This window comes from Mesorhizobium sp. P2_D6, assembly GCF_056404315.1.
Genome location: NZ_JBFUEG010000007.1, coordinates 199,658 through 213,106, shown reverse-complemented (window position 1 = coordinate 213,106; position 13,449 = coordinate 199,658). Strand labels below are relative to the sequence as shown.

Sequence of the window (13,449 nt, the reverse complement as noted above, 5' to 3'; positions counted from 1 at the left end):
GTTCTGGTCGCAAAACTGCGGAACACTTTTGCGGTACCTGCTTGGGGGAGAAAACATGAGCAAGAAAGATCTCGGCCTGCTGATCCTGATCCTGGTGGTCGGAGCGGTGGTGGCGATCATCAACCCTCGCTTCCTGCTGCCGATCAATCTTGCCAATACGTCGAACCTGATCGGCCTGTTCGGCATCCTGTCGATCGGCCAGGCCTTCGTCATCATCACCGGCGGCATCGAATTGTCGGTCGGCTCGGTGGTTGCCCTGCTCGGTACGCTGTTCATCGACTTCATCGCCGTACGCGGTTTGGGATGGCCGATTGCGCTGCCGCTGATCCTGGTGCTCGGCGGCATCATCGGGTTGGTGCATGGCTGGCTGATCACCCGGCTCAAATTGCAGCCCTTCGTGGTGACGCTCTGCGGCCTGCTGATCTATCGCGGCGTGGCGCGCTTCTACACCGCCGACGGCACGGCGGGCTTCGGCTTCGGGCAGAATTTTCCGGAGCTGGAATTCCTCACCGCGGGTCGGTCATGGGGCGTGCCCAACAGCTTCATCGCGCTGATCGTCATCGCCATCGTCATGTGGGTGGTGCTGCACCGCTCGGTGTTCGGCCGCTATCTCTATGCAATCGGCAAGAACGAGGAAGCCGCGAAATATTCCGGGATCCGCACCGGCCGCGTCGTCATGGCCGCCTATGTCATCTGCGGCGTGCTGACGGCGCTGTCGGCGATCTATTTCGCCATGTATACGCGCTCGATTTCGCCGGCCAGCCATGGCCAGTTCTATGAACTCTACGCCATCGCGGCGGCGGTGCTCGGCGGCTTCTCGCTGCGCGGCGGCGAAGGCTCGCTGGTCGGCGTCATCCTCGGCACCGTGCTGCTGCAGGAGTTGCAGAACCTGGTCAATCTGCTCGGCATCCCGTCTTCGCTCAACTTCGCGGTGATGGGCGGCGTGATCCTCATCGGCGTGCTGGTCGACCAGCAATGGGGCGTGTTCCGCGCAAGACGGCTGATGCTCGACGCCAGCCGCAAGGGCGCCGTGGCAGCGGAGTAGTGCTAAATTACCCCCGACATGTCGGAGAACGCCATCGCCTTGCGCAGCACTTCGGCGAAGCGTTCGCCGGCGGCTTCGCGCGGGCCGCCATTGTCGATGGAGGTGACGCCGGGTCCGGACAAAGCGACATTGGCGCTGCGGGCGAGGCGGGCGAGCACTTCGCCGCGCGATTCGCGGCCGCGCCGGGCGAGCCGTTCGGCGAGGATTTCCGGGGCAGCGGTGATCTCGACTACAGCCAGATTGGCATAGCGCTCACGCAGAACCGGGATGACCGCGCGCGACACATTGGCGACCGCCACGTGGCCGTTGGCAATCGACCAGTCGACATCGGCCGGGATGCCGTAGCGCAGACCGTGCGCCTCCCAGGAAATGGCGAAGGCGCCATCAGCCTCGGCCTCGACAAAGGCAGCGTCGGCCAGCGTGTCGTGGTCCTCGCTTGCCGCGTCGCTCGGCCTGGTGATGACCCGGCGCACGAACTCCAGCCTTGTCTCATCGGCAAACAGCGCCTTGGCGTAGCCGATCACCGTATCCTTGCCGGCGCCGCTCGGGCCGACGACGGCGACAAAGACGCCGTTGCGGACCGGAAAGGCCTCGGCGGTGAGTTCGCGCTCGATCGACGCCGAGACCATCAGGCCACCCGGCGTCCCTGGCGCCAGACGGTGCGCACGACCGGCACATGGTCGTCGACGCGCACGCGCACCAAATCGGCACGGCGGCCCGGTTCGATGACGCCGCGATCGCTGAGGCCGATGGCCTCGGCCGGGTTCTTCGACACCATGGCGACCGCCTGCGGCAGGGAAATGCCTTCGACGACGTCGCCTAGAAAGAAGGCCGACTGGATCAGGCTGAAGGGAATGTAGTCGGACGACAAGATGTCGAGCAGTCCGTCGGCGGCCAGCGTGCGGGCCGAAACATTGCCGGAGTGCGAGGCGCCGCGCATGACGTTGGGCGCGCCCATCAGCACTCCGAGTCCAGCCTCCTTTGAAGCCTTGGCCGCTTCCTGCGTGGTCGGGAATTCGGCAACGCGCACGCCTTGCTCAATTGCCTCGTCGACATGGCCTGATGTGGCGTCGTCATGGCTTGCCAGCACAATGCCGCGCTCGTTGCAGGCGGCCGATATCGCTACCCGGTTCGGTCCCGAATTCTTCGCCGATTCCGACATGCGCTTTTCGCAGAACAGCTTGAAGTCGCGATCGGTCAGCTTCAGCTTGCGCTGATAGTAATAGGCGTAAGTCTCGAGGTTGACGAACTGGCGCTGTCCCGGCGCATGGTCCATCAGCGACGCCAGTTTGACCCGCTCATCGCCGTCGAAATTGGCGAAGGCCTGCAGACAGTCCGGCGCCGAGACCTCGCAGCGCAGGTGCAGGAAATGGTCGGCCCGCAGGCGATCCTGCGCCACGCTGTCCTCGATGGCATCGGCCAGCTTGCGGATGTCGTCGGAGGTGAGATCCGCATCCTCGTCCATGCCGACGCGCAAGGCGTCGAGCACCGTGGTGATGCCGGCGGTGGCGACCTGCGCGTCATGGGCGAGCACGGCGGCGATCGGGTTCCAGCGCACTTTCGGCCGCGGCGCATAATGGCCTTCGAGATGATCGGTGTGGAGCTCGACCAGGCCGGGGATGATGTAGTCGCCGCCCATATCCTCGCCGGTCCGCCCGGTGCCGGCGTCGATGCCGGCGATAAAACCGTCGCGCAGTACGAGCGAGCCCTCGACGATCTCGTCGGCAAGCACGATGCGGGCATTGGTCAAAACGGTCTCGGCAGTCATCTCAGGCAGTCCTTGGGTTTCAGGCGAAGTGGTCAGGCGGTTTTTCTGGCCGCGCGGCGGCCGAGCGCATGATGGGAGAGCACCATGAACGGGGCGCCCGGTTCGGTTTCGACAAACAGCGTCAGCGCATCGACCAGCACCGGCTGCTGCAGCACCTCGACGAACAGGCTGTCGATTGCTGCGCGCAGACGTAGGCTTTCCTGTGGCCCGGCCCGGCCGGACAGGGTCATGTGGAAGCGAAACGTCTCGAAGACATAGGGGTAGCCCCACTGGCAGAGATTGCGGAACTCGGCCGGCTTCAGCGAATCCGGGCTGCGGCGCTCGATCTCGGCTTCGGTCAGCGGAGCGCGAAAGCGGTCGAAGCCAAGCACGACATCATCGGCAAAACGATTGAGCGGCGGCAGCGGGCCTTGCGGCACCAAAGCGAAGAAGCCGTCGATCTGGCTGACGATGAGGCGCGGGATGGTGACGGTCGGCGTCGCTTCGGCAAAGACGTCGAGGGCGGCACGCAGGGAGCTTTCGGTCTCGTTGGCGGCCAGCCGGAAGGGCGCCTTCAGCGTCGCGTGGAAACCGTAGCGGCGCGCCGATGCGGTGTGGAAGGCGACTTCCGCCGCCGACAGGTCGCCCACCGCTTCGACCGGCTTTGTGGCGGCGCCGAAGGGGTCACGTCCCAGCCAGTTGGCGGCGATCCGCGCCAGTGGCTCGTCCTGCCTTGGGGTGAAATAGATGGCGTAGCGCATCGAAAATCCTCGTTAAAGCGCGCCGCCTCTTGAGGACTCGATGCGGCGCGCTTTAAGTCTATTTGCTTCGGCATGTCGTTATCCCAAAACCGCTGCGCACTTTTGGGCGACATGCACCGTCCCCGCTGCCATAGGTGATTTCCATGACGGATTGACGAAGCTTGAAGGGTTTTCGATGGCAAATCGACCCCATCGGTCGTTAGCCGACGATTTTTCCGAACTGGGCCAACAGCTTCCCCCTGAAAGACAGGGGTGGTCAGGCCTTCATCAGCCATTCGTGCTCGGGCGCGTTGTGGAATTTCCACGTCCGCTTCGGGCCGGCCATGACGTTGAGGTAATAGAGGTCGTAGCCATGGCAGGCGGCGCAGGGGTGGTAGCCCTTGGGCACCAGCACGACATCGCCGTCCTCGATCGCCATCGCCTCGTCCAGTTCGCGGGCGCCCGACTTGTCGGCATCGGTATAGACGCGCTGGAAGGCGAAGCCCTGCGGCGGGTTGAGGCGATGATAGTAGGTTTCCTCGAGATAGGATTCGGCCGGCAGATTGTCCTGGTCGTGCTTGTGTGGCGGATAGCTCGATGTATGGCCGCCGGGCGTGATGACCTCGACCACCAGCAGCGAGTCGGCCGGCTTGCCCTCCGGCAATATGTTGGTGACGTAACGCGTGTTGGTGCCCTTGCCGCGCACTTCCTGGCCGAGATCGTCAGGTGCGATGACGCGCACCGGCAGGCCGCCGCCCAGGCCCGGCGCCGAGCAAACCGCGAGTTCGAGATCGGTGTCCGCAGTCACCGACCAGTCCGATCCCTGCGGGACGTAGACCGACCATGGCTTGCCCTCGAAGGGCGACATGCGCTCGCCCAGCAGGCCGAGTTCCTGGCCGCCGGCTGTTCCCGTGCCCTTGCCGGTGACGAACACCAGGCAGACTTCGCGATCGCCCGTCTTTCCCGAGGCGTTTTCGCCCGGCTTCAGCCGGTGCAGGTCGAAGCCGACATAGGTCCAGCCGGCGCTTTTGGGCGTGACATGGGCGACGCGGCCATGGCCCTTGTCGGCTTTGACGAGCAGTTTCGACATTGCGGTCATTCCTTCGGTTCGGCGCCAGTCTTCGGCTCGACCGGAGGCTTCGCCTCGTCGACCGGCTTGTAGAGATAGAAGAACTGCCAGACGGCGTAGCCGGCGAAGCCGAGCGCGATGACGCCCCAGAACGGCGTGCCGGAGGCGAATTCGATGATCGCCCAGATCACGCAGACGGCGACGACGGCAACGCGCCGCCACAGCGGCCGGAAGAATGGGTGTTCGTAATCTTTCATCGGGCCAATCTACAGCAAGCTGGCTCGGCGGAAACCCGTCGCATCAGACATTGGGGAACCCTTGCGTCTCGACGGTGTAGCCGGCAGCCGTCATCACCCGCATCAGCTCCTTATGGCCGACCCGCGCCATCTTCAGCGGCGGGTTCTTCTTCGGGTCCTGCTCGGCCTCGACGACGAACCAGCCTTCATAGCCATGGTCGGCGAAGCGCTGCACGATGGCGCCGAAATCCAGCGAGCCATCGCCCGGCACAGTGAAGGCACCGAGCGCCACGGCATCGAGGAAGGACTGTTTCGTGCGGTCGAGCCCGTCGATGACAGCCATACGCACATCCTTCACATGGACATGACTGATGCGCTTGTGGTGGTTGTCGATGGCGCGCAGCACGTCGCCGCCGGCAAAGGCGAGATGGCCGGCATCGAGCAGCAGCGGAATGCCGTCGCCGGAATGGCGCATGAAGGCATCGAGTTCCGGCTCGGTCTCGACCACCGCCGCCATGTGGTGATGATAGGACAGTGGCATGCCCTGCTCGGCGCACCATTCGCCGAACTCGGTCAGTCGCCGGCCATAGGCCTTCATCTCGTCGCCCGACAATTTCGGCTTGGTGGCAAGCGGTTTGGAACGGTCGCCCTGGATCGAGCGGCCGACCTCGCCATAGACGATGCAAGGCGCGTTGACCGCCTTGAACAGGTCGATCATCGGCTGGATGCGATCCTTGTTCTTGCCTATGTCCTCGTCGACCAGCGTGCCGGAGAACCAGCCGCCGCACAGCGTGACGTCGGCCTTCTTCAGGATCGGCAGCATGACAGCGGGATCGTTGGGAAAACGCCGGCCCATTTCCATGCCGGTAAAGCCCGCCGAGCGTGACTGGCGCAGACATTCTTCCAGCGAGACGTCGTCGCTGAGTTCGGCAAGATCGTCGTTCCACCACGCGATGGGGGACATGCCCAGTTTGGCTTTCAAGTCGTCACTCCGGATTGAAACAGTTCATTCTTTTGCCGCCGGCGCTGCCCCTCATCCGCCTGCCGGCACCTTCTCCCCGTATAGTGACGGGGAGAAGGGGTCTAGCCGCGACCTCGGCGTCTTTCTTGCGACGACGGTGATTGGCGAAACCGGTGATGACTGCGTGCCTCTCCCCGTCCCTATACGGGGAGAGGATGCCGGCAGGCAGGTGAGGGGCAGCGCCCACTTCAGTCACCCACGCTCTGCATCTGCCGCTTTTCGTCATAGGCCTTGCGCGCCGCGTTGACCTGGCTGCGCGCGGAGACTTCCGGCACCGCCACATCCCACCAATGGCCGCCGGCGTCGGTTGAGACAAGCGGATCGGTGTCGATGACCAGAACGGTGGTGCGGTCGTTCTTTTTCGACTTCTGCAGCGCGTTTTCCAGGCCGGCGATCGACGGCACTTTTTCGGCGATTGCGCCCATGCTGGCGGCATGTGCGGCGAAGTCAATGTCGGGCAGGATTTCGTGGCGCGAGTCCTTCAGGAGGTTGTTGAAGTTGGCGCCACCGGTGGCCGTCTGCAGCCGGTTGATGCAGCCATAGCCGCGGTTGTCGAGCAGCACGATGGTGAGCTTGAGGCCGAGCATCACCGAGGTGGCGATCTCGGAATTCAGCATGAGATAGGAGCCGTCGCCGATCATGACGACGACCTCTTCATCGGGCTTGGCCATCTTCGCCCCGAGGCCGCCGGCAATCTCATAGCCCATGGTCGAGAAGCCGTATTCGGCGTGGTAGGAGCCGGGCGCGCCGGCCTGCCAGAGCTTATGCAACTCGCCGGGCAGACCGCCGGCGGCATGCAGCAAGGTCACGCCGGAGCCCAGGGCGCGCTGCACGGCGCCGATCACCTGAGCATCCGAGGGATAGGCGGCATTAGTCGAGGCCGTTACCTTGCCGGCATCGGCCTGCCAGGCTTTCTTGCCGGTGGCCGAATTGTCGGTCCAGGCGGAAGGCGCCTTCCAGCCCTTGAGCCCGGCACCGAGTTCGGCGAGCCCTTCGGCCGCATCGGCGACCAGCGGCAAAGCCCGGTGCTTGCCGGCATCGAAAGGCTGCACATTCAGCCCGATGATGGTCTTGCCGGAATTCTTGAACAGCGCCCACGAGCCGGTGGTGAAATCCTGCAGGCGCGTGCCAACGGCCAGCACGACATCGGCCTCTTCCGCCAGCCGGTTGGCGGCCGAGGTGCCGGTGACGCCGACTGCCGCCATGTTGAGCGGATGCGTGTCCGGCAGCGAGGATTTGCCGCCTTGCGTCTCGCAGACCGGAATGCCGGCGCCCTCGGCGAATGTCGCCAGTTCGCCGGAGGCCTGCGAATAGAGCACGCCGCCGCCGGCTATGATCAACGGCTTCTTTGCGCCCTTGAGTGCCGCCACCGCCGCCGCCAGTTCGCCGCGGTCCGGGCGCGGCCGGCGCTGGTGCCAGACGCGCTCGGCAAAGAAGCTTTCGGGATAGTCATAGGCTTCGGCCTGCACGTCCTGACACAGCGACAGCGTTACCGGGCCGCAATCGGCTGGATCGGTCAGCACCTGCATGGTGCGCGCCAGCGCCGGAATGATCTGCTCGGGCCGGGTGATGCGGTCGAAATAGCGCGACACCGGACGGAAGCAGTCATTGACCGTCGCCGTGCCGTCGGAAAAATCTTCGGCCTGCTGCAGCACCGGATCGGGGATGCGGTTGGCGAAGACATCGCCCGGCAAAAACAGGACGGGCAACCTGTTTACATGCGCAAGCGCTGCCGCCGTCACCATGTTGAGCGCGCCGGGGCCGATCGACGAGGTCGCGGCGATGAAGCGGCGGCGGAAATTAGCCTTGCCGTAGGCGATCGCCGCATGCGCCATTGCCTGTTCATTGTGAGCGCGGAAGGTCGGCAGTTCATCGCGCACCTGATAGAGCGCCTCGCCGATGCCTGCGACATTGCCGTGGCCGAAAATCGCCCAGACGCCGCCGAAGATCGGCACTTTTTTGCCGTCGATCTCGGTCATCTGCTTGCTGAGAAAGCGGGTCAGCGCCTGCGCCATCGTCAGGCGGATTGTCTTCGTCATAGTGTTTTCCTCCGCAGTCCTGTGCCGCGCCTTTATGCTGCTTTACGGCCACGCGCGGCAAGCCACGCTTCGGTCAACTGTTCGAAGCGCGCGGCCATGTCGGCGATCGCCTCGTCATCCGACATCTTGCCGGCCAGCCATTGTTCGGCGGCGTGGACGAAGATGGTGCGGCCGACGGCGAAGCCCTTGACGATCGGCGCCTTGGCGGTCGCGGCGAAGGCAGCTTCCAGCTCGTCCTGCGGCGCTTCCAGCCCAAGCAACACGACGCCACGGCACCACGGATCGTGCTTGAGGATGACGGCCTCGATCTTGGCCCAGGCGCCGGCCGAGGCCTGCGGCTCGAGCTTCCACCAGTCCGGCTTGATGCCAAGCGCATAGAGTTCTTCCAGCGCGCGCGGGATCGTGGTGTCGTCGAGCTTGCCGTGCTTGCCGGCGATGATTTCGACCAGCAATTCCCGCCCGACCTTCCGCGCCGCCTCGAACAGGGCGCGCAGTTTCTGCTGCTGTTCTTCCTTGAGCGCCGCCGGATCGTCGGGATGGTAGAAGCAAAGACATTTGATGCAGTGGTCGACCGGCCATTCCACCAGCTGCGAGCCGATGTCCTGCGAGAATTCGAAGCGCAGCGGCCGTGAGCCCGGCAGTTCGACGGGACGGCCGAGCCAGGCAAAAGGATGGCGGGCGAATTCGAACATCGCCTCGCGGCCGTGCTTCTCGTCGATCAGCATGCCGTAGCCGTCACGGCCGGCGGCGACCTTGGCCGCAGCCTTGACCGCAAGCACCTTGAAGTCGCGGATGCGGGCCGGATCGGCGCCGGTCTTGGCCGCCACGTCCTCGAGCTGGACGCGATGGTCGCAGGCAAGCGCCATCATCGAGGGGATGTCGCGCCGGCGTGTCGTTGCCCAATGGATGTGGTTGATCGCCTCGTCCTTACGCAGGGCGAGATGCTTGCTGCCGTTCTTGAGGAAGAACTGCAGCTCCTCGAAGGTCGGATATTCCGGCGCGCAGAGCAGCCGCGACACGGCAAAGGCGCCGCAGGCATTGGCCCAGGTCGCCGCCGTCGCATGGTCTTCGCCACCCAGCCAGCCGCGCAGGAAGCCGGACATGAAGGCATCGCCGGCGCCGAGCACATTGTAGATCTCGATCGGAAAACCCTTGCCGACGACGCCGTCTTCCAGATCGTCGCTGATCGGCCCGTCATAGACGATGCAGCCCATGGCGCCGCGCTTCAAAACGATGGTGGCCGACGACAGCGCGCGGATGGTCTTGAGCGCGCTCAGGCAATCATCGGTGCCCGAGGCGATCATGATCTCTTCCTCGGTACCGACGATGAGGTCGCAATCGGGCAGCACGGTCTTCAGCTGCGCCGAGACGCGGTCGGATTTGACATAGCGCTCGAAACCTTCGGCATGGCCGGCGAGACCCCAGAGATTGGGGCGATAGTCGATGTCGAACACCACCTTGCCGCCCTTGGCCTTGATGATGCGGATCGCCTTGCGCTGGGCGGCGTCGCTGTTGGGGCGGGAAAAATGCGTGCCGGTGACGACGATGGAACGCGCCGAGGCGATGAAGGCCTCGTCTATGTCTTCCTCGGCCAGCGCCATGTCGGCACAATCCGAGCGGTAGAAGATCATCGGCGAGACGCCTTCGCTCTCGACCGAAAGCAGCACCAGCGCGGTCAGTCGCTCCTTGTCAGTCTTGAGACCGTCGACATTGACGCCTTCGCGCCTCAGCTGTTCGCGGATGAAGCGGCCCATCTGCTCGTCGCCGACGCGGGTGAGCAGGGCCGAGCGCAGGCCGAGCCTCGCCGTACCCACAGAAATGTTGGCCGGGCAGCCGCCGACCGACTTGGCGAAGGAGGTGATATCCTCCAGCCGCGAGCCGATCTGCTGGCCGTAAAGGTCGACGGAAGCGCGACCGATGGTGATGACATCGAGCGGAGCGTATTTCGCGTCCACGGCTTCGCTCATTGGAACCTCCCGTCAGTCTTGTTGTCTTGAGCAACCTAGTTGGGGGACACGCGCGAGCGGCAGCGTGACGCCACCAATATGAAATAATAATTCCAATCCATAGTCAATATGGAATGAGCGTTCCTTTTACGAAAAGTGTAGACAGAGGATGGCGGCGTGAGCCTTAGGTCGTAGGCTCATCACCGCGTAGCCAGATGTGGATCGAGACGAGTTTGAGGGGAAAGCCGCCAGCCGACAAAGCGACCCATTGCAGGCATTCGGCTATGAAAATGCTGGCCAAACCACAGTCTCAAGGTCGGGAGAGTAGCGGGCGATGATAGCCTCCTGATCATTTTCCTGCGTCAGAATTACCTGCTTCCCAGTAGCGTCACCGAGCAATCGCATAAAGCGGTCAAGCTGCTCAATCTCGGTTTCTCCGCTGACTTGCCTTGGATCGAAGTCGAACTCAATTTCGACAGCGCTGAAGAAGTGACATGCAAGCTGGATTGGCCCGACGTAAAAAGAAAGTAGGCTGTCTGTTTCGCTTTCCAGGGCGGCTTCGACCCCCAATGGCATCGATTCGATCTTGCCGGAGACACTGAAACTGGCAGGCGGGGTCCATTCGAGGAGGATGTCCCAGACGGCCTGCCAATCTGCCTCAGACGTGTTCAGAACGTAGATATCTCGCCATGAGCCGTCCCAAGCGAAATCCGATGCGATCTGTTCCCAACTCATGCATGAACCATTCTCGATGAACTTCGGTTCTAGCATGGCATACGACATGAGCGCTTTCCACAGATCCCAAGTCCATTTCCGCCTATCCCGGCCATTCCGCATTTATGAGTTCACGACTTTGCGTCCGGCCCCTTTTACCAGGGGAGCGGACCGTCGTCGTTGAAATAGCCGGCGTTCGGACCATCGGCATCCAGGGTCGCCAAGTGTATGACGATCTCGGCCGCCTGCTGCACAGTACGATGCCCCTTATAACCATTCAGGTCGGTTGCGGTATAGCCCGGCGCCGCCGCGTTTACCTTGATCCCTTGCGTCGCCAGTTCCCGGGCGAAGGCAACAGTGACGGCATTCAAGGCCGTCTTGGAGCTGCCATAGCCCAGCAGGTTGACGGCATGATTGGCGGTGGCGGGGTCAAGCGCGCGTCCGATGGACCCGGTGGAACTGCTCACCATGACGATGCGCGCGGCCGGCGCTGCAAGCAGTAGCGGCAGGAAGGCCTGGGTGACGCGGATCGGCCCGAACACATTGACCTCATAGGTAGCCTGGATGTCGGCAACACGCTGCTGGCTTGGCGGCGGGTCGTAGTTGATAGCGACACCGGCATTGTTCACCAGCACGTCAAGGCTGGCGCTTTCCGCACTGACGGTTTTGGCGGCGGCCGCCACGCTGTCGTCCTGTGTGACATCCAGCTCAAGCCATTGAACGTCCAGGCCTTCGGCGCGCAATTCCTGCGCTGCTGCCATGCCGCGTTCGGCATCCCTGGCGCCGAGCCACACCTTGAAGCCCATCGTCGCCAATCGTCGGGCAATTTCGCGGCCGATGCCCTTGTTGGCGCCGGTAACCACAGCACTTTTCGATGTCGTCATTTTAGAGCTCTCCTTCTGTGCATGTCGAAGACCCTGAGATGGCGTATCCTTGGCAACGTCGCGCGCCGAAACCTCTCCCGCTCTTGCCTGATCCTCTCACGACGGTTGCGCGGCGCGTGTGGATGCGCGATGCTCGTGCCATGAGCGAGGCGCTGCGGGAGCTGATCGATATCGCCGGCCGCCATGCGCGCGGGCGACGAACGGCTACGGCTATTCCTCGCGTTTCCATCGGCCGCAGCGAAGTCACTACGGCACCAGTGGCGGGCGTGTGGGGTTCGGGGATCCTGTTCGTGCTGCAGGGCGCCAAGACGGTTCTGATCGGCGACCGGGCTCTTCGTTACAATCCAGCCAGCTATTTCATCTACACTGTCGAGACGCCGACCATCAGCCAGTTGGTCGAAGCGAGCGTCGCGCGTCCCTACCTCGCCATCGGCTTCACCCTTGACCTGCAGGCTGTTGCGGCGCTTCTCGTCGAGCACGAGCCGGCGCTTGGCGGCGACGGTTTCTCCACCTCGCCCGTCAATGACGATTTGCTCGACGCATTGCGTCGCATCATGCGGCAGCTCGACCGGCCGGCCGAGATACCCGTGCTTGCGGCAGCGCTTGAACGCGAGTTGCTGTTTCGGCTCTTACAAGGACCGCAGGGCGGGAAGCTTCGCCAGCTTGCGCGTGCCGATGGCCATCTGTCCCGCATCGGCCAGGCGATCGCCTGGATCCGGACGCATTGCCATCAGCCGATCCGGGTCAGTAACCTCGCCCAGATCGCCCATATGAGCGACGCTGCCTTTTACCGTCACTTCAAGGCGGCGACCGCGATGAGCCCGATCCAGTATCAAAAACAGATAAGGCTGCTGGAGGCCCGCCATCTGCTGCTTGCCCAGCCAGGCAATGTGGCCAGCGTCGCTTTTGCCGTCGGCTATGAGAGCGCTTCCCAGTTCAGCCGGGAATATGCCCGCCAGTTCGGAGCGCCGCCGGGGCGTGACGCGGCGCGGCTTTCGGCGGCAGGCGAGGCGGCCGTAGAGGTGATCTAACCTTTGCGCTTGCGGCTTGTGCTTCGCCGCTTCTCGCCGACGCCGACGGTCAACGCCATGGCCAGCGCCATGGTTGCCGACAGCGAGCGGAAGCCGGCGAAATCGGCCTCGGCAACCTCGAACCAGACGCTAGCGAACTGCGCCAGCGGCGAAAACGAGCTGTCGGTGATGGCGACGATCGGCACGCCCTGTTCGGAAATGGTGCGGGCTTCCTCGATGGTGGCCGGCGCGTAGGGCGAGAAGCTGATGGCGATGACGGCGTCCGCCGGCGTGGCAAAGGCGACCATTTCGGCGTTGAGGCCGGCGGCGGATTCGATCAGCTGGTTGCGGATCTTCAATTTGCCCAAAGCATAGGCGATGTAGCTCGCCACCGGATAGGAGCGGCGCTTGGCGAGCACGTAGATGGTCTCCGCCTTGGCCAGCAGCGAGATCGCGTCTTCGAGATGCGCCTCGTCCAGAGTGCGCGAAATGTCGTTGAGCGAGGTGCTGGCGGCGGCGACGAAGCCGTCGAAGATGGCGCGGTGGCCCGCACCCGCATCGGCCTTGGCGCGCAGCGCCTGCAAGCGCTCGTCATAGGAGGAGTTGCGCTCGCGCAGCCGCTCGCGAAACACCTGCTGCAGGCTGGTGAAGCCGTCGAAGCCAAGCTGCTGGGCAAAGCGGATCAGGGTCGAGGGTTGCACACCGGCCGAAGCGGCGATGCTGGCGGCGGTGCCGAAGGCGATGTCATCAGGATTGTCGAGCGCGTAGGCGGCGATCTGGGCGATGCGTTTGGGCAAGGTTTCACGCCGATCGAGGATCGTGGCGCGCAGCGTCTCGAAATCGCGAGGTACCCGTTCGTCCATCGTCGGCCCGTCCAAGCTCATCCGTGAAACGTCCTCTGTGCCCCATCATAGCGAGCCTGCGCAAGAACGCCATAAAAAATGAGGCAGACATTCCATTTCAGAACAAAATGGACTAATTCATCCACCGAGGATTTT

General features: G+C 63.6%; 13 protein-coding genes. 2 read left to right on the top strand and 11 right to left on the bottom strand.

The features are described from left to right. Nucleotides 1–55 precede the first annotated feature (55 nt). Nucleotides 56–1,045 carry an ABC transporter permease gene (locus tag AC1D1L_RS17330; protein ID WP_192255331.1) on the top strand — a complete coding sequence of 330 codons (990 nt, stop codon included), beginning with the start codon at nucleotides 56–58 and terminating at the stop codon, nucleotides 1,043–1,045. Nucleotides 1,046–1,047: 2 nt separating this feature from the next. Here the strand turns inward: AC1D1L_RS17330 and phnN are convergent, their stop codons facing one another. The 10 genes from phnN to AC1D1L_RS17280 form a co-directional block, all read right to left on the bottom strand. Continuing rightward, nucleotides 1,048–1,677: a phosphonate metabolism protein/1,5-bisphosphokinase (PRPP-forming) PhnN gene (gene phnN / locus AC1D1L_RS17325; protein ID WP_477342836.1), complete on the bottom strand. Its 630-nt coding sequence runs from the start codon at nucleotides 1,675–1,677 to the stop codon at nucleotides 1,048–1,050. Then, on the bottom strand, nucleotides 1,674–2,813 hold the full coding sequence (locus AC1D1L_RS17320) for an alpha-D-ribose 1-methylphosphonate 5-triphosphate diphosphatase (protein WP_477342725.1): 1,140 nt from the start codon (nucleotides 2,811–2,813) through the stop codon (nucleotides 1,674–1,676). Before AC1D1L_RS17320 ends, phnN begins: the two co-directional genes overlap by 4 nt. Nucleotides 2,814–2,845: 32 nt before the next feature. Further along, nucleotides 2,846–3,553 (bottom strand): DUF1045 domain-containing protein, encoded by a 708-nt coding sequence (locus tag AC1D1L_RS17315; protein ID WP_477342724.1) that lies wholly within the window; start codon nucleotides 3,551–3,553, stop codon nucleotides 2,846–2,848. A 256-nt stretch (nucleotides 3,554–3,809) separates the two neighbouring features. Further along, nucleotides 3,810–4,622 carry a 5-deoxy-glucuronate isomerase gene (gene iolB / locus AC1D1L_RS17310; protein WP_477342723.1) on the bottom strand — a complete coding sequence of 271 codons (813 nt, stop codon included), beginning with the start codon at nucleotides 4,620–4,622 and terminating at the stop codon, nucleotides 3,810–3,812. A 5-nt stretch (nucleotides 4,623–4,627) separates the two neighbouring features. Beyond that, nucleotides 4,628–4,858: a DUF3329 domain-containing protein gene (locus AC1D1L_RS17305; protein WP_477342722.1), complete on the bottom strand. Its 231-nt coding sequence runs from the start codon at nucleotides 4,856–4,858 to the stop codon at nucleotides 4,628–4,630. Nucleotides 4,859–4,901: 43 nt separating this feature from the next. After that, a complete protein-coding gene (gene iolE / locus AC1D1L_RS17300) occupies nucleotides 4,902–5,819 on the bottom strand; it encodes a myo-inosose-2 dehydratase (RefSeq protein WP_477342721.1) in 918 nt (305 codons plus the stop codon). A 227-nt stretch (nucleotides 5,820–6,046) separates the two neighbouring features. Further along, nucleotides 6,047–7,897, bottom strand: a complete 1,851-nt coding sequence (gene iolD / locus AC1D1L_RS17295; protein WP_477342720.1) for a 3D-(3,5/4)-trihydroxycyclohexane-1,2-dione acylhydrolase (decyclizing) — start codon at nucleotides 7,895–7,897, stop codon at nucleotides 6,047–6,049. A 32-nt stretch (nucleotides 7,898–7,929) separates the two neighbouring features. After that, nucleotides 7,930–9,864, bottom strand: a complete 1,935-nt coding sequence (locus AC1D1L_RS17290; protein WP_477342719.1) for a bifunctional 5-dehydro-2-deoxygluconokinase/5-dehydro-2-deoxyphosphogluconate aldolase — start codon at nucleotides 9,862–9,864, stop codon at nucleotides 7,930–7,932. A 261-nt stretch (nucleotides 9,865–10,125) separates the two neighbouring features. Then, nucleotides 10,126–10,626 (bottom strand): hypothetical protein, encoded by a 501-nt coding sequence (locus AC1D1L_RS17285; protein WP_477342718.1) that lies wholly within the window; start codon nucleotides 10,624–10,626, stop codon nucleotides 10,126–10,128. Nucleotides 10,627–10,712: 86 nt separating this feature from the next. Further along, nucleotides 10,713–11,441, bottom strand: coding sequence for an SDR family oxidoreductase (locus AC1D1L_RS17280; RefSeq protein WP_477342717.1), 729 nt, complete (start codon nucleotides 11,439–11,441; stop codon nucleotides 10,713–10,715). Nucleotides 11,442–11,563: 122 nt separating this feature from the next. Here AC1D1L_RS17280 and AC1D1L_RS17275 point away from each other — a divergent pair, with 122 nt between their 5' ends. Continuing rightward, on the top strand, nucleotides 11,564–12,472 hold the full coding sequence (locus AC1D1L_RS17275) for an AraC family transcriptional regulator (protein ID WP_477342716.1): 909 nt from the start codon (nucleotides 11,564–11,566) through the stop codon (nucleotides 12,470–12,472). Here the strand turns inward: AC1D1L_RS17275 and AC1D1L_RS17270 are convergent. Continuing rightward, nucleotides 12,469–13,314: a MurR/RpiR family transcriptional regulator gene (locus tag AC1D1L_RS17270; RefSeq protein ID WP_185970394.1), complete on the bottom strand. Its 846-nt coding sequence runs from the start codon at nucleotides 13,312–13,314 to the stop codon at nucleotides 12,469–12,471. The genes AC1D1L_RS17275 and AC1D1L_RS17270 overlap by 4 nt on opposite strands. Between the last annotated feature and the right edge of the window lie 135 nt (nucleotides 13,315–13,449).